General features: G+C 71.1%; 19 protein-coding genes and 1 pseudogene. 9 read left to right on the forward strand and 11 right to left on the reverse strand.

Annotated features, from left to right (window positions below; genetic code table 11):
• Positions 1 to 2 precede the first annotated feature (2 nt).
• Positions 3 to 1,292 (reverse strand): ion channel protein, encoded by a 1,290-nt coding sequence (locus tag IF00_RS0131975; protein WP_030324118.1) that lies wholly within the window; start codon positions 1,290 to 1,292, stop codon positions 3 to 5.
• Positions 1,293 to 1,571: 279 nt separating this feature from the next.
• On the opposite strand from IF00_RS0131975, the pseudogene IF00_RS47215 reads away from it, so the two are divergent.
• Positions 1,572 to 1,814, forward strand: a pseudogene (locus IF00_RS47215) (TipAS antibiotic-recognition domain-containing protein); the annotation flags it as partial.
• A 239-nt stretch (positions 1,815 to 2,053) separates the two neighbouring features.
• On the opposite strand, the gene IF00_RS0131980 reads toward IF00_RS47215, so the two are convergent.
• On the reverse strand, positions 2,054 to 2,422 hold the full coding sequence (locus tag IF00_RS0131980) for a YbjQ family protein (protein ID WP_030324120.1): 369 nt from the start codon (positions 2,420 to 2,422) through the stop codon (positions 2,054 to 2,056).
• A gap of 150 nt (positions 2,423 to 2,572) precedes the next feature.
• Here IF00_RS0131980 and IF00_RS0131985 point away from each other — a divergent pair, with 150 nt between their 5' ends.
• On the forward strand, positions 2,573 to 3,298 hold the full coding sequence (locus IF00_RS0131985; protein ID WP_030324121.1) for a DedA family protein: 726 nt from the start codon (positions 2,573 to 2,575) through the stop codon (positions 3,296 to 3,298).
• A gap of 86 nt (positions 3,299 to 3,384) precedes the next feature.
• Here IF00_RS0131985 and IF00_RS0131990 read toward each other — a convergent pair whose 3' ends face one another.
• Entirely contained in the window at positions 3,385 to 5,127 is a 1,743-nt protein-coding gene (locus tag IF00_RS0131990; RefSeq protein ID WP_425338352.1) for a threonine/serine exporter family protein, read from the reverse strand.
• 115 nt (positions 5,128 to 5,242) lie between these two features.
• On the reverse strand, positions 5,243 to 5,734 hold the full coding sequence (locus tag IF00_RS0131995) for an inorganic diphosphatase (RefSeq protein WP_024758444.1): 492 nt from the start codon (positions 5,732 to 5,734) through the stop codon (positions 5,243 to 5,245).
• 102 nt (positions 5,735 to 5,836) lie between these two features.
• Here IF00_RS0131995 and dacB point away from each other — a divergent pair, with 102 nt between their 5' ends.
• The 6 genes from dacB (at position 5,837) to folE (ending at position 13,152) form a co-directional block, all read left to right on the forward strand.
• A complete protein-coding gene (dacB, locus tag IF00_RS0132000) occupies positions 5,837 to 7,216 on the forward strand; it encodes a D-alanyl-D-alanine carboxypeptidase/D-alanyl-D-alanine endopeptidase (RefSeq protein ID WP_030324125.1) in 1,380 nt (459 codons plus the stop codon).
• Between the two features lie 93 nt (positions 7,217 to 7,309).
• Complete coding sequence (locus IF00_RS0132005) at positions 7,310 to 8,449, forward strand: zinc-dependent metalloprotease (RefSeq protein WP_030324127.1); 1,140 nt, start codon at positions 7,310 to 7,312, stop codon at positions 8,447 to 8,449.
• Positions 8,450 to 8,657: 208 nt separating this feature from the next.
• A complete protein-coding gene (gene tilS / locus IF00_RS0132010) occupies positions 8,658 to 9,677 on the forward strand; it encodes a tRNA lysidine(34) synthetase TilS (RefSeq protein WP_030324129.1) in 1,020 nt (339 codons plus the stop codon).
• A 41-nt stretch (positions 9,678 to 9,718) separates the two neighbouring features.
• Entirely contained in the window at positions 9,719 to 10,258 is a 540-nt protein-coding gene (hpt, locus tag IF00_RS0132015) for a hypoxanthine phosphoribosyltransferase (protein ID WP_030219931.1), read from the forward strand.
• A gap of 172 nt (positions 10,259 to 10,430) precedes the next feature.
• A complete protein-coding gene (gene ftsH / locus IF00_RS0132020) occupies positions 10,431 to 12,449 on the forward strand; it encodes an ATP-dependent zinc metalloprotease FtsH (protein ID WP_030324131.1) in 2,019 nt (672 codons plus the stop codon).
• Positions 12,450 to 12,546: 97 nt separating this feature from the next.
• On the forward strand, positions 12,547 to 13,152 hold the full coding sequence (gene folE / locus IF00_RS0132025) for a GTP cyclohydrolase I FolE (protein WP_030324133.1): 606 nt from the start codon (positions 12,547 to 12,549) through the stop codon (positions 13,150 to 13,152).
• Between the two features lie 141 nt (positions 13,153 to 13,293).
• On the opposite strand, the gene IF00_RS0132030 is transcribed toward folE, so the two are convergent.
• From IF00_RS0132030 to IF00_RS0132055, 6 genes are all read right to left on the reverse strand, one after another.
• A complete protein-coding gene (locus tag IF00_RS0132030) occupies positions 13,294 to 13,776 on the reverse strand; it encodes a DUF3180 domain-containing protein (protein WP_030324135.1) in 483 nt (160 codons plus the stop codon).
• A 63-nt stretch (positions 13,777 to 13,839) separates the two neighbouring features.
• Positions 13,840 to 14,439: a 2-amino-4-hydroxy-6-hydroxymethyldihydropteridine diphosphokinase gene (gene folK, locus IF00_RS0132035; protein WP_030324136.1), complete on the reverse strand. Its 600-nt coding sequence runs from the start codon at positions 14,437 to 14,439 to the stop codon at positions 13,840 to 13,842.
• The gene (folB, locus tag IF00_RS0132040) at positions 14,436 to 14,795 is read right to left on the reverse strand and encodes a dihydroneopterin aldolase (RefSeq protein WP_030324141.1); all 360 of its coding nucleotides are present in this window, start codon (positions 14,793 to 14,795) and stop codon (positions 14,436 to 14,438) included. The genes folK and folB overlap by 4 nt, the downstream gene beginning before the upstream one ends.
• A 144-nt stretch (positions 14,796 to 14,939) precedes the next feature.
• On the reverse strand, positions 14,940 to 15,407 hold the full coding sequence (locus IF00_RS0132045; protein WP_030324143.1) for a nuclear transport factor 2 family protein: 468 nt from the start codon (positions 15,405 to 15,407) through the stop codon (positions 14,940 to 14,942).
• Positions 15,404 to 16,264, reverse strand: a complete 861-nt coding sequence (gene folP / locus IF00_RS0132050) for a dihydropteroate synthase (protein WP_030324150.1) — start codon at positions 16,262 to 16,264, stop codon at positions 15,404 to 15,406. Before folP ends, IF00_RS0132045 begins: the two co-directional genes overlap by 4 nt.
• A gap of 28 nt (positions 16,265 to 16,292) precedes the next feature.
• The gene (locus tag IF00_RS0132055; RefSeq protein WP_030324152.1) at positions 16,293 to 18,137 is read right to left on the reverse strand and encodes a phosphatidylglycerol lysyltransferase domain-containing protein; all 1,845 of its coding nucleotides are present in this window, start codon (positions 18,135 to 18,137) and stop codon (positions 16,293 to 16,295) included.
• Between the two features lie 166 nt (positions 18,138 to 18,303).
• On the opposite strand from IF00_RS0132055, the gene IF00_RS0132060 reads away from it, so the two are divergent.
• A complete protein-coding gene (locus IF00_RS0132060) occupies positions 18,304 to 19,416 on the forward strand; it encodes an alpha/beta hydrolase (protein ID WP_030324154.1) in 1,113 nt (370 codons plus the stop codon).
• A gap of 6 nt (positions 19,417 to 19,422) precedes the next feature.
• Here IF00_RS0132060 and IF00_RS0132065 read toward each other — a convergent pair whose 3' ends face one another.
• Positions 19,423 to 20,430, reverse strand: a complete 1,008-nt coding sequence (locus tag IF00_RS0132065) for an ABC transporter ATP-binding protein (protein WP_030324159.1) — start codon at positions 20,428 to 20,430, stop codon at positions 19,423 to 19,425.
• Between the last annotated feature and the right edge of the window lie 127 nt (positions 20,431 to 20,557).

Genomic DNA, 20,557 nt, shown 5'->3' on the forward strand with positions numbered 1-20,557 from the left:
GGTCAGTGCAGGGCACGGCCCTGATGGTCGAGTTCGAGCTGGGGGCGGCCGGTGACGATCAGCCAGGCGGGCAGGGAGGCAAGGCAGAGCAGGGCGAGCATCGCGGGCGAGGAGGCGAGGACGGCGCCGGTGAAGAGGCTGATCCAGCCCTGCCGGGTGGTGGCGAGCAGGACGCCGAGGACGGCGGAGGAGACGGCGACCGCCGGATGGACTTCGGGGACGAGGGCCTGGGCGAACAGCCCGAAGGCGGCCCCGATGAAGACGGCGGGAAAGATCCGGCCGCCCCGGAAGCCGCAGGATGCGGCGACGAGGAGGGCCACGAGTTTGACCGCGGCCAGTTTGGCGAGTTCGCCGGAGGACCAGCTGCCGACCGAGGAGGTCAGTTCCCTGGTCTGGTCCAGGCCCTTGAAGAGGGTCAGGGGCCCACCGAGGGCGCCCAGGAGGCCGAGGGCGAGACCGCCGAGGGGCAGCATCACCATGGGGTGGCGCAGCCGCCGGAAGGCGGCGTGGACGTAGGGGAAGAGGTAGCAGGACGCGAGGCCGAAGACGGCCGCGGCGGAGGCGATCACCAGGGCGGCGAGCAGGTCGGCCCAGCCCGGGTCGGTGAGCGGCGGGAGGCCCATGTCGAAGCTGGGATCGGCGAGCAGCTGGGTGGTCATGGCGCCGGCGCCGGCGGCGACGAGCGGGGCGAAGAGCCGATCCCAGAGGGAGCCGCGTCCCGGCTGGCCGACGAGGGCCTCGGAGATGACCAGGGCGGCGGCCACCGGGGTGCCGAAGAGGGCGCCGATGGTGGCGGACGAGGCGAGGGCGACCCAGGCGGCGCCCGGAACCGTAGGCGCCACCCTGCGGCCGAGCCAGTAGGTGAGGGCGATGTTGCTCGCGATGATCGGGTTCTCGGGGCCGAGGCTGACACCGCCGGCGAGCGCGAGCATGCTCGCGAGGAGGAGCCCCGGTACGACGACGAGGGCGAGCGGCACCCCGCCGAGGCCCATGGACGCCGGGTCGGGGCCGGCGTGGCCGGGCACCTTCCAGACGACGAGTCCCACGGCGATGCCGGTCGCCGTGAGCATGATGATGATCCAGAGGGAGGAGTGGCCGCCGATGCCGAGGGCGTCGGGCAGGTCGTCCCAGAGCACGTGCTCGAACTCCTCGGCGAGGGCGCTGATGCCCAGGTACAGCAGGCTCGCCGCCACCCCGATGACGAGGGCGGGCAGCACTTGCGGCAGCAGGACCTGCAAAGGGGTCTTGTCGGCGGAGGGCGAGGGGCCGGGCGGAACGTGATCGGTGGTCACCGCCCCACCATAAGTGAGCAAATGCCGCATAACCTCCCCGAAATTCGGGTCGAACGGACTTGCACCTCACGTCGCGTCAGGTCCGAGGCCGACACGCGTACCGACGGAGAAGGAGGCGGACGGCCGATGGGCTGCTCGGTAGGACGGGTATCCGGCTTCGCCGGGGTCACGGTGCGCACCCTGCACCACTACGACGCGGTCGGGTGCTCTCTCCAAGTGTCGGCAGCACGCGCTGCTGACCGGGCGGATCCCAGAGCGGTACGCGGGGACCGGCAGGGGATGAAGGACGAGGTGGGAGTCTGGGGCGCCGCCTGCGCCGACCTCGTGGACGAGCGCCTGGCCCCCGGGTCCGAGGAGGCGATGGACCTCGCCGAGGCCCATCGCCGCCACATCACCACCTGGTTCTTCGAGTGCCACCCGAAGGCCCCTGTGGGTCTCGCCGGGACGTATCTCGCCGACGAGAACTTCCACGCCTTCTACGCCTCGATCCACGAGGGCCTGCCGGAGGACCTCCACGCCGCCATCCGGGCGAACACACGACACCCGGGGGCTGCCCCGCAAGCTGACCCCGGGCCCCTCGGCAGGGACCTCGGAGTCCTCGGGCCGGGCCTCTGGGGCTCGGGCTGCTCGGGCCGGGCCTCTGGGGCATCGGCCTCCCCGGGCCGGGCCCGGGGTCCCGCCCGAGGGCCCCCGCCGCACGTCCGGCGCGGCCCGAGGGCCCCGCCGCAGCCTCAGGCGCGGCCCGAGGGCCCCCGCAGCCTTCAGGCCTGCTGTGCGATCACCACCGCCGTGCCGTACGCGCACACCTCCGTGCCCACGTCCGCCGCGTCCGTGACGTCGAAGCGGAACATCAGCACGGCGTTCGCGCCGCGCGCCCGGGCCTGCTCCACCAGGCGTTCCATGGCCTGGTTCCGGGTCTGCACGAGGGTCTTCGTCAGACCCTTCAGCTCGCCTCCGACCATCGACTTGAGGCCCGCGCCGATCTGGCTGCCCAGATGTCGGGAGCGGACGGTGAGCCCGAAGACCTCACCGATGACCTGCCGGACCTCGAAGCCCGGCACGTCGTTCGTCGTCACGACCAGTACGTCGGGGTGCGACCCCTGGCCGCCTCCGTACTCCTCGATGCCCATCGGCATACACCTCCTGGCCCCCAGCCTCGGGGGCGCGGGCCCTCTCCGCATCCTGTGGACCCCGGGTGGAACCGGGCGCGTTCGACTCACGTTGATAGCTTGGGGCCAGCCGTCCCCCATGTCCCCCCCGACCGCAGGAGCCCGGAACCCGTGAACACGCTTGCCCTCGGACCGAGCTGGTTGGACCCGGACTATCTGATTCAGACCTTTGGTCCGATCGGTGTCCTGGCCATTGTCTTCGCCGAGTCCGGCCTCCTCATCGGGTTCTTCCTGCCCGGCGACTCACTGCTCTTCACCACCGGCCTGCTGATCACGACCGGCAAGCTGGACATGCCGCTGTGGCTGATGTGCACGCTGATCGTGGCCGCGGCGGTCCTCGGCGACCAGGTCGGGTACCTCTTCGGACGCAAGGTCGGCCCGTCCCTCTTCAAGCGCCCCGACTCGAAGCTCTTCAAGCAGGAGAACGTCGAGAAGGCGCACGAGTTCTTCGAGAAGCACGGCCCGAAGTCGCTGATCCTGGCCCGCTTCGTCCCCATCGTGCGGACGTTCACGCCGATCATCGCCGGCGTCAGCCGCATGAACTACCGCCTTTTCATCACGTACAACATCATCGGCGGTGTGCTCTGGGGCGCGGGCGTGACCCTGCTCGGCGCCTCCCTCGGCAAGATCGAATTCGTGCACAAGCACATCGAGATGATTCTCGTCGGGATCGTCCTCCTCTCCGTGGTCCCGATCGTGATCGAGTACCTCCGGGCCCGCTCCCAGTCGAAGAAGGCACAGGCCGCGGGCGGCGACCACGACGACCACCACACCCCTGGTGACCACGACGCCCCCGGCACCCCCAACCCGCCCCGCGGCCGGCACGCCAAGCGCTGACCCGGACCCGTTCGAAGCGCCGGAAGGGCCCCGCACACCGTGCGGGGCCCTTCCCGTGTCCGGCCGGAGACCCCGGCCCCGCCCCGCTAGAAGCCCCTGGTCCGCTTGGCCGCACGACGGGCCGCGGCGGCGCCGGGCGCCTGCATGAAGAGGCGGGCGAGCTCGCCTCCCAGGTTCACCCCGATCGCGATCGCCAGTGCCAGGGCCGCCGCCTTCGCCAGCGAGGCGAAGCCCTGGTCCAGGTTGTTCTGGGCAATGGCGAGCACCCCGAAGTACGTCGCCGAACCGGGCAGCAGCGGGCCGATCGCCGCCGTCACGTACGGCAGCGACGAGGTGTGCTCGTAGCGGGCGATCAGCTGGCCGAAGAGGCCCACCAGACCCGCGGCCACCGCCGTCGCCATGACCGTCGACCCCTCCGCGGTCACCGCTATCGACGCGTAGATCACCCACGCCACCCCGCCGTTCAGCGTCGCGAAGAGCACCGTCGCCCGCGACTGCTGCAACAGGATCGCGAAGGTCGCGCACAGCACCATCGACGCCAGGATCTGCGTCACCGGCCGCTCCACCGCCTGCAGCGCGCCCTCGGGGTTCAGCTGCGCGTCGAACTGCACGGCGATGTACAGGACCGACAGCACGCCCACCACGATCGCGACGAAGAAGTACGCGACCTCCAGGAGCCGGGCCGAGGCCGTGATGTAGAAGCCGGTCAGACCGTCCTGCACCGCCGCCACGAGCGCCCGCCCCGGGATCAGCGCGAACAGACCACCGGTGATCACCGCCGACGGCCGCAGATCGGCGTGCAGCATCGTCAGGAGCACCCCCATCGCCGCCGGCGGCATCGCCGCCACCAGGAACTGGTAGAACTCCGGCATCCCGCGCCCGGCGAACAGCCACGCCAGCCTGTCGCCGAGCACCGCGCCCAGCGCCGCCACGAAGAACACCGTCGGGCCGCCGCCCAGAAGCACCGAGGCCGCGCCGGCGAGCACGCCCGCCGCCCCCGTCAGGACCCAGCCGGGATACGGGTGCCGGTTGCGCCGTATCTCCGCGAGCCGCCCGTACGCCTCCTCGGGCGTCACCTCGTGCGCCCGAGCGTTGATGTCCGCGAGCAGCGTGTACACCGCCGCGAGCCGCGTGTAGTCCGTGCCCCGGCGCCGTACCGTCCGGTTCGCCGTGATCGGGTCGTCCACGAGCGACGGCTGGTACGTGACGGACAACAGGGTGAACGTCACCGTCGGCTCGACCCGGTCCAGACCGTACGAGCGGCAGATCGCGAACATCGCCGCCTCGACGTCCTCGGCGCCCTCCCCGCCCGCGAGCAGCAGCTCGCCGATACGCAGGGTCAGGTCGAGCACACGCGGCACAGAGGGACCGCTCTCGTCCTCCTTGCGCGGCGCCTCCGGCACCGGCCGCTCACCCACCGGCAGCCGCAGCATGGTCCGCATCCGGTCCTGCCACGGCGCGTTCTGCGAGAGCCGCACCAGGGGCACCCCGTACGCCGGAGTGAAGGCGGGCGGCGAGTTCTTGACCGAGTACGTGGCGGGCGGAGCGAACGCCGAACCCTCCGGCTCGGCCGGCGGCTCCGTCGTCAGCCCCGGGGGAAGGGCGAACTCGGAGGTCGGGTGCTCCTCCTCCGGCGGCGCGGGCTGCTCCACCCCGACCGGCGGCACGAAAGCGCTCCGCGCCTCGTCCGACACCGGCTTCCGATCCTCCGGAGAGTCCGCCGGAGCGTCCTCGGGGACCGCTGCCGAACCGTCCGCCGTGCCGTCCTCCGAACCGTCCGCCGTGCCGTCCTCCGGATCGTCCTTCGAGCCGTCCGGCTCCGCCACCACTCTGTCCGCCTCACTCCCTGGGAACCGTGAATTCCAGTATGAGCGTGCGATGGATGTGCGAAAGGCGGTGCACCCAACGGGTGCACCGCCTTCACACGCTCACACCAGAACCGGCTCAGTGGCCGCCCTGCTCCTTGGCGCGCGCGTACGACTTCTCGATCTCTTCCTCGGCCTCGGCGCGACCGACCCAGTCGGCGCCCTCGACCGACTTGCCCGGCTCCAGGTCCTTGTAGACCTCGAAGAAGTGCTGGATCTCCAGGCGGTCGAACTCCGCCACGTGGTGGATGTCCCGCAGGTGCTCCATGCGCGGGTCCGTCGCCGGAACGCACAGCAGCTTGTCGTCGCCGCCCGCCTCGTCCGTCATACGGAACATGCCGATCGCACGGCACTTGATCAGGCAGCCCGGGAAGGTGGGCTCGTCGAGGATGACGAGCGCGTCCAGCGGGTCGCCGTCCTCCCCGAGGGTGTTCTCGACGTAGCCGTAGTCGGTCGGGTAGGCCGTCGACGTGAACAGACGACGGTCCAGACGGATGCGACCCGTCTCGTGGTCGACCTCGTACTTGTTACGCGATCCCTTGGGGATCTCGATGAGAACGTCGAACTCCACGGGTGGCTCCTCCTGAATCAACACAACTGAATGCTCGCGACGACGCGCGGTGATTAAGTGTCCCTCACGCACGTGTGTGATCGCGAAAGGGGCTGGTCAGCAATGCCCGAGCCGAGGATGTGGCAGCTCACGGCGGGCTCCGCCGCCCTCGGACTGGCCCTGGCCGCCGTGGCGGTGACCGCGGCCGGGCCGTGGGACTCGGGTCAGCGTACGGCGGAGCGGGCCCGCGCCGCCGCCCCGGCGGCGGGTGGCGCGCGTCACGCCCCACCCCCCGCGCCCGCCCCGAGCGCCCCCGGCGTCCTCACCGCCCTGCACGCCCCGGCCCCCGCCGGCCGCCCCGCGGACCTCGCCGCCCTCCTCGTACCGCTCCTCGCCGACCCCGGCCTCGGTCCGCTGCGCACCGCGTCCGTCGTCGACACCGCCACCGGCAAGCAGCTGTACGGCGAGGGCGCCGGCACCCCCATGACCCCCGCGTCCACGGTCAAGATCGCCACCTCCGCGGCGGCGCTCTCCGCCCTCGGCCCCGACCACCGCATCGCCACCACCGTCACCGCCGCCCCCGACGGGCGCACCGTCACCCTCACCGGCGGCGGCGACCCCACACTCGACCCGGCCCGCCTCAAGACCCTCGCCGCCGACACCGCCCGCGCCCTCACCGCGCACGGCCACACCTCCGTCCGCCTCACCTACGACACGAACCTCTACCAGGGCCCCTCGATCCACCCCATCGGCCCCAACGAGAACATCGCCCCCGTCGTCGCCCTCATGACCGACGAAGGACGCCTCGACGACAGCGCGAGCGGACCCGCGCCCCGCACCGGCGACCCCGCGGGCGACACCGCCACCGCCTTCGCCGGCCACCTCACCGCGGCCGGCATCAAGATCACCGGCGACCCGGCCCCCGGCCGCACCCCCAAGGCCGCCCCCCTCGCCCGCACGTACTCCGCCCCCCTCTCCGACCTCGTCGAGCACACCCTCACCCACAGCGACAACGACCTCGCCGAAGCCCTCGCCCGGCAGACCGCCCTCGCCCGCAAGAAGCCCGCGAGCTTCGAGGGCGCCGCCCAGGCCGTCCGGGACGAACTCGCCCGACTCGGCCTCCCCGTCGTCGGCGCCCGCTTCGCCGACGGCAGCGGACTCGACCGCCGCGACCGCGTCTCCGCCACTCTGCTCACCGGACTCCTCACCCGAGCGGCCGACCCCGCCCGCCCCGCCCTGCGCCCCCTCCTCACCGGACTGCCCGTCGGCGGCTTCACCGGCACCCTCGCCGGCCGCTTCGACACCGCACCCGCCACCGAGGGCGCCGGACTCGTCCGCGCCAAGACGGGCACCCTGACGGGCGTCAACACCCTCGCCGGGACCGTCGTCACCGCCGACGGACGCCTCCTCGCCTTCGCGTTCCTCGCCGGCAGCACCCTCTCCCCGTACGAGGCACAGCCCGCCCTCGACCGGCTCTCCGCGGCCCTCGCCTCACAGGGCTGACCACCACCCCTCCCGGCACCGACACCGCCCCGACCCGCACGGAAGCCGTCCCGAACCCACCCCGAACAGCCTTCGAGACCGTACGGTTGACGCATGACGAGCATCGGTGGCGCAGGCACATCCGGGATGGTCGACTGGAACCTCGCGGTCGCGACCGCGACCCGCCTCGTGCGGCCCGGACCCGAAGTCAGCCGCGACGAGGCCCGCGAGGTCGTCGCCGAACTCCGCAAGCACGCCAAGGCCTCGGAGGAACACGTCCGGGCCTACACCCGGATGATCCCCGAAGGCGTGGAGCCCCACGACACACCCGTCCTCGTCGTCGACCGCGCCGGCTGGATCAAGGCCAACGTCGCCGGCTTCCGCGAGCTCCTCACCCCGCTCCTCGGCAAGATGCAGGACCGCCGCTCCACCACCCCCGGCAACGCCGTCCTCGGCGCCGTCGGCGGCAAGGTCACCGGTGTCGAACTCGGCATGCTGCTGTCCTTCCTCGCCTCCCGCATCCTCGGCCAGTACGAGACCTTCGCCCCCGCCACCCGCGACCTCCCCGCCGGCAGCAACGGCGGCGGACGCCTCCTCCTGGTCGCGCCCAACATCGTCCACGTCGAACGCGAACTCGAAGTCTCCCCGCACGACTTCCGGCTCTGGGTCTGCCTCCACGAGGAGACCCACCGCACCCAGTTCACCGGCGTCCCCTGGCTCCGCGACCACCTCCAGGGCGAAATCCAGTCGTTCCTCGCCGCCACCGACGTCGACCCCGGCACCGTCGTCGAACGCCTCCGCGAGGCAGCCCAGACCCTCGCCGGCGGCCGCCCCGAAGGCGAGGAGGGCGAACCCACCCCCTCCCTCGTCGAACTCGTCCAGACCCCCGAACAGCGCGAGATCCTCGGCCGCCTCACCGCCGTCATGTCCCTCCTCGAAGGCCACGCCGACTACGTCATGGACGGCGTAGGACCCCAGGTCGTCCCCTCCGTCGCCGAGATCCGCGAGAAGTTCAAGGAGCGCCGCGCCCGCGGCGCCTCCCGCCTCGACCTCGCCCTGCGCAAACTGCTCGGCCTCGACGCCAAGCTCCGCCAGTACCGCGACGGCGAGCGCTTCGTCCGCGCCGTCGTCGACCAGGTCGGCATGGACGGTTTCAACCGCGTCTGGACCTCGCCCAACACGCTCCCCACCAAGACCGAGATCGCCGCCCCCGCCGACTGGATCGCGAGGGTGCACCGTAAGGCAGACTCGTGAGACAGGTGCGGCACACGGCACAGGAACACGTCGGAACACCCCACCAATCACCCATCCGAGGGACCCTGGGCATGGGGTGAGGCGTGCAATGCTCGGGTAACGGCCGGGTTTCTGTCACCATCGACGCACTCTGAGTGACCGAAACCCCCTTTCCGACCGTTAAGACTCCGACCGAGGCACCCCACCCCATTCACGAAGGGCACCGGACATGGGTCCCCATCCTGCGGTCGCGGCGATACGCCTGGCGGTCCGCCGCGTACTCCACGACGTCCTCACCGAGCACCAGACCGACCCCGCCCCCGCACGCGACGCACACACCCCCCTCGTGCTCGTCGCCTGCTCCGGAGGCGCCGACTCCATGGCGCTCGCCTCCGCCCTCGCCTTCGAGGCCCGCAAGCTTCCCGTGCGCGCCGGCGGCATCACCGTCGACCACGGACTCCAGAACGGCTCCGACACCCGCGCGGGCGAGGTCGTCGCGCGCATGACCGCCCTCGGCCTCACCCCCTCCGAGGCCGTCGCCGTCACCGTCGGCCGCGAAGGAGGCCCCGAGGCCGCCGCACGCGACGCGCGGTACACGGCCCTCGACGCCGCCGCCGAACGCCACGGAGCCGCCGCGATCCTCCTCGGCCACACCCGCGACGACCAAGCGGAAACCGTCCTGCTCGGGCTCGCCCGCGGCTCCGGCATCCGCTCGCTCTCCGGCATGGCCGCGATCTCCGGCGCCTCCGGCCGCTACCGGCGCCCCTTCCTCCAGCTCGACCGCCAGACCGTCCGCAAGGCCTGCGTCGCACAAGAACTCGCCGTCTGGGACGACCCTCACAACAGCGACCCCGCCTACACCCGCTCCAGGCTCCGCCACGAGGGCCTCCCCGCCCTCGAGAAAGCCCTCGGCAAAGGCGTCGTCGAAGCCCTCGCCCGAACGGCCCAGCTCTCCCGCGACGACGCCGACGCCCTCGACACCTGGGCCGCCGACGCCGAGACCCGCGTACGCGACGAGGCGGGCGCCCTGGAGTGCGCCAAGCTCCACGGACTGCCCCCCGCCGTACGCCGCCGCGTCCTGCGCCGCGCCGTCATCGCCGAGGGCGCACCCGCCGGCTCGCTCTTCGCCCGCCACATCGAAGAAGTCGACCGGCTCATCACCGGCTGGCGCGGCCAGGGGGCCATCAACCTGCCCGGCCGCGTCGAAGCGCGCCGCCAGGGTGGCAGACTGGTCATCCGGCAAGGCTGACGCACGCTGCAACGAAAGTGACCCGGGTGAACGAGAAGGACATGGGCACCGACCTCCAGTCGGTGCTCATCACCAAGGAAGAGATCGACGCCAAGCTGGCAGAGCTGGCCGCGAAGATCGACGCGGAATACGCGGGCAAGGACCTGCTCATCGTCGGCGTCCTCAAGGGCGCGGTGATGGTGATGGCGGATCTGGCTCGCGCCCTTTCCACCCCCGTCACCATGGACTGGATGGCCGTGTCCTCCTACGGCGCCGGCACCCAGTCCTCGGGCGTCGTCAGAATCCTCAAGGACCTCGACACCGACATCAAGGGCAAGCACGTCCTGATCGTCGAGGACATCATCGACTCCGGCCTGACGCTGTCCTGGCTGCTGTCGAACCTCGGCTCGCGCGAGCCCGCCTCGCTCGAGGTCTGCACCCTGCTGCGCAAGCCCGAGGCCGCGAAGGTCGCGATCGACGTCAAGTGGATCGGTTTCGACATCCCCAACGAGTTCGTCGTGGGCTACGGCCTCGACTACGCCGAGAAGTACCGGAACCTTCCGTTCGTCGGCACGCTCGCCCCGCACGTCTACGGCGGCTGAACACCCGAGCCGTACGGGGAACCCGCACCGCCTTCCCCCCGTTGAACCACGGGAAGGCGGTCGCGGGCGACGATGCTGAGGTACCGTCCGAAGAACAGCTTTTTCACACAGCAGCTCTCACAGCAGCATTTTCCTACGGGCAGGAGGGACGGGGCGTTCTCGCTCCGTATGGATGGACGTGAAGCGATACTTCCGTGGGCCGGTCATGTGGATCGTGCTGGCCGTCCTCGCCGTGGTCGTGCTGATGCAGGTCGTCGGCTCGTCCGAGGGCTACAAGACGGTGGACACCGGCAAGGTCGTCCAGGCGATCGACAAGAACCAGGTCAAGCAGGCAAAGGTCACCACCGGTGACGAGCAGATCATCAAGATCGAGCTCGTCGACGGTCAGAAGATCGACAACAGCAGCAAGGTCCAGGCCAGCTACATCGGCTCCCAGGGCGTCGACGTCGCGGACAAGCTGCAGGAGAAGTTCGAGGCCGGGCAGATCGAGAAGGGCTACACCGTCTCCCCGACGAAGCAGTCGCCCTTCGTCTCGATCCTGCTCTCCCTCCTCCCCTTCGTCCTCATCGTGGTCGTCTTCCTCTTCCTGATGAACCAGATGCAGGGCGGCGGCTCCCGCGTCATGCAGTTCGGCAAGTCCAAGGCCAAGCTCATCACCAAGGACACGCCGAAGACCACCTTCGCCGACGTCGCGGGCTCGGACGAGGCCGTCGAGGAACTCCACGAGATCAAGGAGTTCCTCCAGGAGCCGGCGAAGTTCCAGGCCGTCGGCGCCAAGATCCCCAAGGGCGTCCTGCTCTACGGCCCGCCCGGAACCGGCAAGACGCTCCTCGCGCGCGCCGTCGCCGGCGAAGCCGGGGTCCCGTTCTACTCGATCTCCGGCTCCGACTTCGTCGAGATGTTCGTCGGTGTCGGCGCCTCCCGGGTCCGCGACCTCTTCGAGCAGGCCAAGGCCAACGCGCCCGCCATCGTCTTCGTCGACGAGATCGACGCCGTCGGACGCCACCGCGGTGCCGGCCTCGGCGGCGGCCACGACGAGCGCGAGCAGACGCTCAACCAGCTGCTCGTCGAGATGGACGGCTTCGACGTGAAGGGCGGCGTCATCCTGATCGCCGCCACGAACCGCCCGGACATCCTCGACCCCGCCCTCCTGCGTCCCGGACGCTTCGACCGGCAGATCGCCGTCGACCGCCCGGACATGCAGGGCCGCCTGGAGATCCTCAAGGTCCACCAGAAGGGCAAGCCGGTCGCACCGGACGTCGACCTCGGCGCCGTCGCCCGACGCACCCCCGGCTTCACCGGCGCGGACCTTTCCAACGTCCTCAACGAGGCGGCGCTCCTCACCGCCCGCAGCGACCAGAAGCTGATCGACAACTCGGCACTGGACGAGGCGATCGACCGAGTGGTCGCGGGCCCGCAGAAGCGGACCCGGATCATGTCGGACAAGGAGAAGAAGATCACCGCGTACCACGAGGGCGGCCACGCCCTCGTCGCCGCGGCCTCGCCGAACTCCGACCCCGTCCACAAGATCACCATCCTGTCCCGCGGCCGCGCCCTGGGCTACACGATGGTCCTGCCGGACGAGGACAAGTACTCGACCACCCGCAACGAGATGCTCGACCAGCTGGCGTACATGCTGGGCGGCCGTGCGGCGGAGGAACTGGTCTTCCACGACCCGACCACCGGCGCCGCCAACGACATCGAGAAGGCCACGGCCACGGCCCGCGCGATGGTCACCCAGTACGGCATGACCGAGCGTCTCGGCGCGATCAAGTTCGGTGGCGACAACACCGAGCCCTTCCTCGGCCGTGAGATGGCGCACCAGCGCGACTACTCGGAAGAGGTCGCGGCGCTGGTCGACGAAGAGGTCAAGAAGCTCATCGAGACCGCGCACAACGAGGCCTGGGAGATCCTCGTCGAGAACCGTGACGTCCTCGACAACCTGGTCCTCGCCCTCCTGGAGAAGGAGACGCTGGGCAAGGAGGAGATCGCCGAGATCTTCACCCCCATCGTCAAGCGCCCGGCCCGCCCGGCCTGGACCGGCTCCTCCCGCCGTACCCCGTCCACGCGTCCGCCGGTGCTCTCCCCCAAGGAGCTCGCCCTGACGAACACGGCGAACGGCTCGGCGGCCCCTGCGGTCGACACCACGAAGGGCATCGAGATCGCCCCGGTGGACACCCCGGAGGACTGACCTCTCGGTCGACCCGGAATGGATGCCGCGCCCTCACAGGTTTTAGCCTGTGAGGGCGCGGCATTTCGCGTATCGGTTCAGACGGAACGAGGCACAGATGACCGACCCGGTGACGCTGGACGGCGAGGGCACGATCGGCGAGTACGACGAGAAGCGCGCCGAGAACGCCGTACGGGAGCTCCTCATCGCGGTCGGTGAGGACCCGGACCGCGAGGGGCTCAAGGAGACGCCGGCGCGCGTGGCGCGCGCGTACAAAGAGCTGTTCGCAGGGCTGTGGCAGACGCCCGAAGAGGTCCTCACGACGACGTTCGACCTCGGGCACGACGAGATGGTCCTGGTGAAGGACATCGAGCTGATGGCCACCTGTGAGCACCATTTGCTGCCCTTCCATGGTGTGGCTCACATCGGGTACATTCCTGCCGAATCGGGCAAGATCACCGGGTTGTCGAAGCTGGCTCGCCTCGTCGACGTTTTCGCCCGCCGCCCGCAGGTTCAGGAGCGCCTGACGACGCAGATCGCCGATTCGCTCATGGAGATCCTGGAGGCGCGCGGCGCGATCGTCGTCATCGAGGCCGAGCACATGTGCATGACGCTGCGTGGTGTCCGCAAGCCGGGCGCCAAGACGACGACCTCGGCGGTACGCGGGCAACTTCGTGACGCGACCACCCGTGCCGAGGCCATGTCCCTGATAATGGCCCGTTAGGAGCGGACTGGCCGCCTTGCTCCATACCGGTCCCGATCAGTGGAGATCGCTGACCACAGGGGATCGGTATGGGGCGCGCTCGGCGGCGTGACCACCGCGGCCTGTGCGCCGGGCGGGGGAGAGCGGGCCGGACGGGGAACTCTAGACGCGGGCCTTGCCCGGGCCCTCGTCGTCGTCCTCCGGGAGCTTGCAGACGCGCTCCAGGAAGAGGGCGGCCGCGATGACGGCGATGCCCGCCACGACCGAGAAGGCCGCGTAGAGGGCCTGGTCGCGGCGGGCCGGGACGTCGAGGGAGCCGAGGAGGAAGACGCCCGTGCCGCCGTACATGCCGGCGACGAGGGCGGCCACCAGGGCGCTGGCCTGGCCGAAGACCACCGCGCGGGCCGCCATCAGGGGTTCGACGCCCTTGGCGCCGGGGCGGCGCTCGCGCTGGGCCTTGAGGCGGACGCGGATCGAGAGGGCGGTCGCGGTGAGGACGGCCGCGATCACGGTGAGGACGATGGGCGCGGCGATCGGCACGCTGGGCAGGGTGCCGACCGCGTCCCAGAGCCGCGCGGCGCCCCAGGAGAGGATTCCGGCCACGAGGAACAGTCCGGCGAGCACCTTCAGCCGCAGTTGTTTCACCGGGTGTCCTTCTCCTGGTCGTCGGTCGTGGTCCGCTGTGTGGTCTGTCACGAAGCGTAACGACTACTCGGGCAGACGGAGTTCCAGATCGGTGCGTCGGGCGATGCCTTCGTCGCCGAGGGCGGTGAGGAGCGCGGCGACGGTGCCGTGGCCGGGGAGCTGGGCCTCGGGGTCCACGTCGTGCCAGGGGGCGAGGACGAAGGTGCGCTGGTGGGCGCGGGGGTGGGGGAGGGTGAGGACGGGGTCCTCGGAGATCACGTCCGCGTAGGCGACGATGTCGACGTCGATGGTGCGGGCGCCCCAGCGCTCCTCGCGGACGCGGTGGAAGGCTTCCTCGACGGCGTGGGCCCGCTCCAGGAGGGAGGAGGGCGGCAGTGTCGTCTTCACGAGCGCGACGGCGTTGAAGTACGAGGGCTGGGTGTCGGGCTCGACGCCCCAGGGCTCCGTCTCGTACACGGGGGAGACGGCCTTGACCCGGAGGCCGGGGGTGTCCGCGAGGGCGTCGACGGCCCCCTGGAGGGTCTCCAGGCGGTTGCCGAGGTTGGCGCCGAGGGCCACGACGGCCCAGCGCGGGTTGGACAGCGTCGTGTCGGCGGCGTCGACGGTGGCGACGACGGAGGCCGGTACGGGCTGGACGGTGGGGTCGCTCTGCATCGGCTTCATCGTCGGCTCCGGGTGATCGTGATGGTCACGTCGTCGAACGGCACGGTGATGGGCGCGTCCGGCTTGTGGACGACGACCTCCACCTCTTGTACCCCGGCGTGGCTGAGGCATTGCTGTGCGATGCGCTCGGCGAGCGTTTCGATGAGGTCGACGGGCTCGCCCTGGACGACGTCGACGACCTCTTCGGCGACGATCCCGTAGTGCACGGTCTTGGACAGGTCGTCGTCGGCGGCCGCCGGGCGGGTGTCCAGGCCGAGGACCAGGTCCACGATGAAGGTCTGGCCCTCCTCGCGCTCCTTGGGGAAGACGCCGTGGTGGCCCCGGGCCTTGAGGCCGCGCAGCGCGACACGATCCACGCGAATCACTCCTGCTGTCGTAGTTCGGTGGCCACGCAGCCGGGTGCGGACGGCCGGGTGTCCAGCCTCGAATCTACCTGCGGGGACCGACAGAGCTTGCCCACGGGGGCTGTGGGCGGGTCCGGAGGGCGGGTGGCGGGGTGGTCACGGGGTGTCGCCGCCGGGCTCTTCGTCCGGTGTTTCCTCGGTGTCCGTGAGGACCGGGGAGGCGTGGTGGGACCAGATTCTCCAGCCGTCGGGTGTGTGGCGGAACACATTGGTGGCGACGACGAGCTGTCCGACGAGGGGGCCCAGCTCGGCACCGTCCTCGGCCGGGCCGCCGCTCAGGATGTTCTCGGTGCAGGTGACGACGGCGGTCTGGCCGGCGAGGGAGATCTTGAGGTCGGTGAGGAAGAACTGGATGTACTCGGTGTTCGCCATGATCAGGGCGTACGAGCGGAGTACTTCGCCGCGGCCGGCGAGGACGGGCCAGCCGGGGTGGACGCAGGTGATGGGGGTGGCTCCGTCGTCGAGCCAGAGTGCGGAGACGCCGTCGAAGTCGCCGGTCTCCATCGCCTCGTAGAAGGCGGTGTTGGCGGCTTCGACGGCCGCCTCGTCGGTGCTGAGGCTCACGCGGCTCCCTCGACGGCCCGCGCGACCCGTACGGCGTCGGCGGTGGCCCTGACCTCGTGGACGCGGACGGCCCACGCGCCCGCATGGGCGGCGAGGGCGGAGACGGCGGCGGTGGCGGCGTCGCGTTCGCGTGCGGGGGGCGGTGCGGCGCCTTCGCGGGTGAGGACGTGGCCGAGGAATCGCTTGCGGGAGGCGGCGACGAGGAGGGGGCGGCCGAGGGCGCGGAGCTCGGGGAGGTGGGCGACGAGGGCGAGGTCGTGGGGGGCGAGCTTGGCGAAGCCGAGGCCGGGGTCGACGACGATGCGTTCGGGGTCGAGGCCGCCGTCGACGACGGCCTCCAGGCGGGTGCGGAGTTCGCCGACGACTTCGGTGACGACGTCGTCGTACACGGCGAGGCTGTTCATGTCCTGGCTGAATCCGCGCCAGTGCATGACGACGAAGGGGACTTCGGCGGCGGCGACGGCGGGGACCATGCCGGGGTCGGCGAGGCCGCCGCTGACGTCGTTGACGAGGAGGGCGCCGGCTTCGACCGCGCGGGCGGCGACGCGGGCGCGCATGGTGTCGACGGAGACGGTGACGCCTTCGGCGGCGAGGCCGCGGACGACGGGGACGACGCGGCGGAGTTCTTCGTCCTCGTCGACGCGGCTGGCACCGGGCCGGGTGGACTCGCCGCCGACGTCGACGAGGTCGGCGCCTTCGGCGACGAGGTCGAGGCCGTGTTTGACGGCGGCCGTGGTGTCGAACCAGCGGCCGCCGTCGGAGAAGGAGTCGGGGGTCACGTTGACCACGCCCATGACCGCGCAGCGGTCCCACTCCGGCAGGCCCCGGGCCGTACCCCGGTCGATCGTCGTCCTCATGTGTCCAGCGTAGGGCCCAGGGGCGGCATCAGGCCGCTCGGACCTCGCGCTCGGAGGGGGTGGGGACGATGTGGGCGCAGGGGCGCGGGGCCGGGGCGGGGCGCCTGCGGGTGAAGGGGCGGGGCAGTGCGAGGTTCACGAAGCCCTCGGCCTGCATGGCGGCGAAGCCGATGCGGGGGAGGTCGCGGCTGTTGCGGTAGACGACGAAGCGGGGTTCCCAGCGGGGCTGGAACTTGGCGTTGAACTTGTACAGCGACTCGATCTGGAACCAGCGGGAGAGGAAGACGAGGAGTCCGCGCCAGACGCGCAGGACGGGTCCGGCGCCGATCTTCTCGCCGCGGGCGAGGGCCGAGCGGAACATGGCGAAGTTGAGGGACACGCGCGCGATGCCGAGGGCGGGGGAGGCCTGGAGGGCGGCGACGATGAGGAGCTCGTTCATGCCGGGGTCGGCGGAGCGGTCGCGGCGCATGAGTTCGAGGGACATGCCGTCGGGGCCCCAGGGGACGAAGTGGATGATCGCCTTGAGGTCGCCGTAGACGGAGTCCGGGTCGTCGCCCGCGTCGGTCTTGTGGGCGGTCGCTATCACGGCGTCGCCGTCGCCGGGTGCGCCGATGCGGCCGAGGGCCATGGAGAAGCCGCGCTCGGTGTCGGTGCCGCGCCAGTCGGCGGCGGCACGGCGGACCTGTTCGAGTTCGGCGTCGTCGAGGTCACGGACGCGGCGGACCCGGGTGGTGTAGCCGTTGCGTTCGATGCGCTTGACCATCTGGCGGACGTTGCGCATCGCGCGTCCGGAGAGCGAGAAATCCGCGACGTCGACGACCGCCTCGTCGCCGAGTTCGAGGGCGTCGAGGCCGGTCTCGCGGGTCCAGACCTGTCCGCCGGTCTCGGAGCAGCCCATGACGGCGGGGGTCCACGAGTGGGCTTTGGCCTCGTCCATGAAGCGTTCGATGGCGCCGGGCCAGGCCTCGACGTCGCCGATGGGGTCGCCGCTGGCGAGCATGACGCCGGAGACGACGCGGTAGCAGACGGCGGCCTTTCCGCTGGGTGAGAAGACGACGCCCTTGTCGCGGCGGAGTGCGAAGTGGCCGAGGGAGTCGCGGCCGCCGTGCTGGTCGAGGAGGGCGCGGAGCCGGAGTTCGTCCTCGTCGGTGAGGCGGGCGGCGGGGTGCTCGGGGCGGAAGGCGAGGTAGATGGTGGTCAGGGCGGTGAGCATGCCGAGGGCGCCGAGGGAGTAGCCGACGGTCCAGTCGACGCCGTTGCTGTAGCCGACGGGGCCTTCGATGCCGAAGAGTCCGTAGAGGACGTGTTCGAGGCGGTCGGCGAGGCTGGGGTCGCCGATGACGCGGCGCGGGTGGGCGCTGACGATGACGAGGCCGAGGGCGATGGATCCGGCGCCCATGAGGACGAAGTTGGCGAGTGCGCGCCAGCGGCTGCGGGGGTCGGGCAGGGCGGCGAACTCGCTGCGGTGGCGCAGGAGGAGTGTGAGGAGTACGAGGGAGAGGAGGGCGCCGAGGACGGAGTGGCGCCAGACGAACTGGGCGGCGGCGCCGAGGGGGAGGAGGACGACGGCGGCGCGCCAGGCGCGGCGCTTGTGTCGCTTGAGTCCGTGGGCGAGGAGCAGCAGGAGGACGCCGGCGCTGAGGGAGAGGGCGGCGGAGAGGGGGCCGAGGGTGCCGGGGAGGACCTCTGCCATGGCGTGCATGCGGCTGGCGCGGAAGCGGGGGAAGACGCCGGCGGCGATGTCGATGAGGCCGATCAGGGTGCAGGCGGTGCCGACGAGTGCGGGGACCTTCTCGGGGCGGGGGCCGCGGAGAATCCGGCGTACTCGACCCGGAACCAATCCTGATTTGTCCCCATCTACTGTGACAGACATGGCTTCCCGTGCTTCCCGTGGTCCTGCGAAGGGTCCTTGACTCCGGTCGGGCCCTGCGGCGCGTTCGGCGGGCCGTCCCGGTTGGTGCGCCTTCTAGGACGGAGCCGTGCGGGGTCGGGTTCATCGGTTCACAGGAAATTCTCAAGAAAGAAGGCTCGGTCGTCCCATGGGTCTCACCAGCAACAAAGTCCTCGTGGTGGCGGTCGTGCTGGCCGTGGCGCTGTTCCTCGTCACGGTCTGGTTCTGGCCGCGGTTCGCGCGTCGGGGCTGGCGGGCGGTGGTGGGCCGGATCGGGCTGCTGCTGGTGACGCAGGTGGCGCTGTTCGCGGCGGTGGGCCTTGCGGCGAACCGTTCCTTCCTCTTCTACGGCTCGTGGGCCGACCTGTTCGGGCAGGAGCAGGACATGGGTGTGGTCGTCGACCACGCGGCCGGTTCGAAGGACCTCAGGGTGGTCGGTACCCAGGGGCTCGACGTGCCGGGCGGCGGCCGTCCGGCGACCGCCGGCCAGATACAGAAGGTCGTCGTGGCGGGGGAGCGGTCCGGGATCGTCTCGCAGGCGTATGTCTACCTGCCGCCGGAGTACTTCCAGGCGAAGTACGCCAAGCGCACCTTTCCCGCCTCGGTGGTGCTGACGGGGTATCCGGGCACGGCCGAGAACCTGATCAAAGGGCTGAAGTACCCGAAGACGGCCTACCTCCAGGCGAAGGAGGGCCGGATGCAGCCGATGATCCTGGTGATGCTCCGCCCGACGGTGGCGCCGCCGCGGGACACCGAGTGCGTGGACGTGCCGGGCGGCCCGAAGACGGAGACGTTCTTCGCCGAGGACGTGCCGAAGGCGGTCTCGGAGACGTACCGGGTGGGCACGAAGCCCCGCAACTGGGGCTTCATGGGGAACTCCACCGGTGGGTACTGCGCGCTGAAGATCGCCCTGCACCATCCCGGCCGGTTCGCCGCCGGGGCGGGATTCTCCGCGTACTACCGGGCGGCGGAGGACGTGACGACCGGCGACCTCTTCCACGGGGACGACAGCCTGCGCAAGCGGGGCGACCTGTTGTGGAGCCTGGACCACCGGCCGCAGGGTTCGTCGTCGTTCCTGGTGACGACGTCGAGGAAGGGCGAGGGCAACCGGCAGGCCACGCTCGACTTCATCAAGAAGGTGAAGAGCCCGGCGAAGGTCTCGTCGATCACGCTGGAGAGCGGCGGCCACAACTTCAACACGTGGAACCGCGAGATCCCGCCGGGGCTGGTCTGGATGAGCGGCAAGCTCAGCGCGACCTGAGCCCCCTCAGGAAGCCGGGGCAGGGGCCGGGGCCGACGCCCGGCGCAGGGCGCGGTGAACGCCCTCGGGGGTGAGGACGCCGAGCGGCCGGCCGTCGTCGCCGGTGACCATGAGCCGGCCCTTGTCGTGCTGGAGGAGCACGGCGAGGGCGTCCTTGAGCGAGGTCCCGAGCGGGACGGGGTCGGGGGCGCCGTCCCGGCTCCCGGGCGTGTCCGTCGCAGCGGGACCTCCCGCGGGTACGGGTTCGAGGTCGGCCTCCGTGACAGGGGTCACCGCGAGCCGCTTCAGGCCTCGGTCGCTGCCGACGAAGTCCGCGACGTACGGGGTGGCGGGGGCGCCGAGGACGGTCGCGGGCGCGTCGAACTGCTCGATGCGGCCCTGCCCGTAGACCGCCATGCGGTCGCCCATGCGGACGGCCTCCTCGATGTCGTGGGTGACGAGGAGGACTGTCTTGCGGACGGTGGCCTGGAGGGCGAGGAACTCGTTCTGGAGGCGCTCGCGTACCACCGGGTCGACGGCGCCGAACGGTTCGTCCATGAGGAGGACCGGCGGGTCAGCGGCGAGGGCGCGGGCCACGCCGACGCGCTGGCGCTGACCGCCGGAGAGCTGCGCGGGGTAGCGGGAGCCGTAGACGGCCGGGTCGAGGCCGACGAGGTCGAGGAGTTCGGCGGCACGCGCGCGTGCCGCCGCCTTCTTCCAGCCGAGGAGCGCGGGGACGGTCGCGGTGTTGTCGAGGACCGTGCGATGGGGGAAGAGCCCGACCTGCTGGATGACGTAGCCGATCTTGCGGCGCAGTGCGACGGGGTCGACGTCGGCGATGTCCTGTCCGTCGACGAGGACGCGTCCGGAGGTCGGCTCGACCAGCCGGTTCACCATCATCATCGTGGTCGTCTTCCCGCAGCCGGACGGCCCGACCAGGGTGACGAGTTCACCCTCCGCCACCTCGAAGGAGAGGTCGTCGACGGCGGTGGTGCCGTCCGGATACCGCTTGGTCACGTGCTCGAACCGGATCATGGTTCCCCATTCTTACCCCTGGATGCCGGGGGTGTGTGAAGGGCGTGTTGCCGCATTGTGGCGGGTCTCGGGGATTGTCGGTGGCGGGGGTTAGGGTCGTCAGACATGCGTTCGGAAGATCGACGAC

Origin of the sequence: Streptomyces flavochromogenes (assembly GCF_000717595.1) — a bacterium.
Lineage (GTDB): Bacteria > Actinomycetota > Actinomycetes > Streptomycetales > Streptomycetaceae > Streptomyces > Streptomyces flavochromogenes.

Excerpts from the sequence above, each read along its gene's own strand:
- hpt (WP_030219931.1), top strand. The coding sequence starts at position 9,719 with ATGGGCACCGACCTCCAGTCGGTGCTCATCACCAAGGAAGAGATCGAC.
- IF00_RS0132055 (WP_030324152.1), bottom strand. The coding sequence starts at position 18,137 with ATGTCTGTCACAGTAGATGGGGACAAATCAGGATTGGTTCCGGGTCGA.
- IF00_RS0131980 (WP_030324120.1), bottom strand. The coding sequence starts at position 2,422 with ATGGGCATCGAGGAGTACGGAGGCGGCCAGGGGTCGCACCCCGACGTA.
- folP (WP_030324150.1), bottom strand. The coding sequence starts at position 16,264 with ATGAGGACGACGATCGACCGGGGTACGGCCCGGGGCCTGCCGGAGTGG.
- folK (WP_030324136.1), bottom strand. The coding sequence starts at position 14,439 with ATGAAGCCGATGCAGAGCGACCCCACCGTCCAGCCCGTACCGGCCTCC.
- folE (WP_030324133.1), top strand. The coding sequence starts at position 12,547 with ATGACCGACCCGGTGACGCTGGACGGCGAGGGCACGATCGGCGAGTAC.
- tilS (WP_030324129.1), top strand. The coding sequence starts at position 8,658 with ATGGGTCCCCATCCTGCGGTCGCGGCGATACGCCTGGCGGTCCGCCGC.
- IF00_RS0132060 (WP_030324154.1), top strand. The coding sequence starts at position 18,304 with ATGGGTCTCACCAGCAACAAAGTCCTCGTGGTGGCGGTCGTGCTGGCC.
- IF00_RS0132065 (WP_030324159.1), bottom strand. The coding sequence starts at position 20,430 with ATGATCCGGTTCGAGCACGTGACCAAGCGGTATCCGGACGGCACCACC.
- dacB (WP_030324125.1), top strand. The coding sequence starts at position 5,837 with ATGCCCGAGCCGAGGATGTGGCAGCTCACGGCGGGCTCCGCCGCCCTC.
- ftsH (WP_030324131.1), top strand. The coding sequence starts at position 10,431 with ATGGACGTGAAGCGATACTTCCGTGGGCCGGTCATGTGGATCGTGCTG.
- IF00_RS0132005 (WP_030324127.1), top strand. The coding sequence starts at position 7,310 with ATGACGAGCATCGGTGGCGCAGGCACATCCGGGATGGTCGACTGGAAC.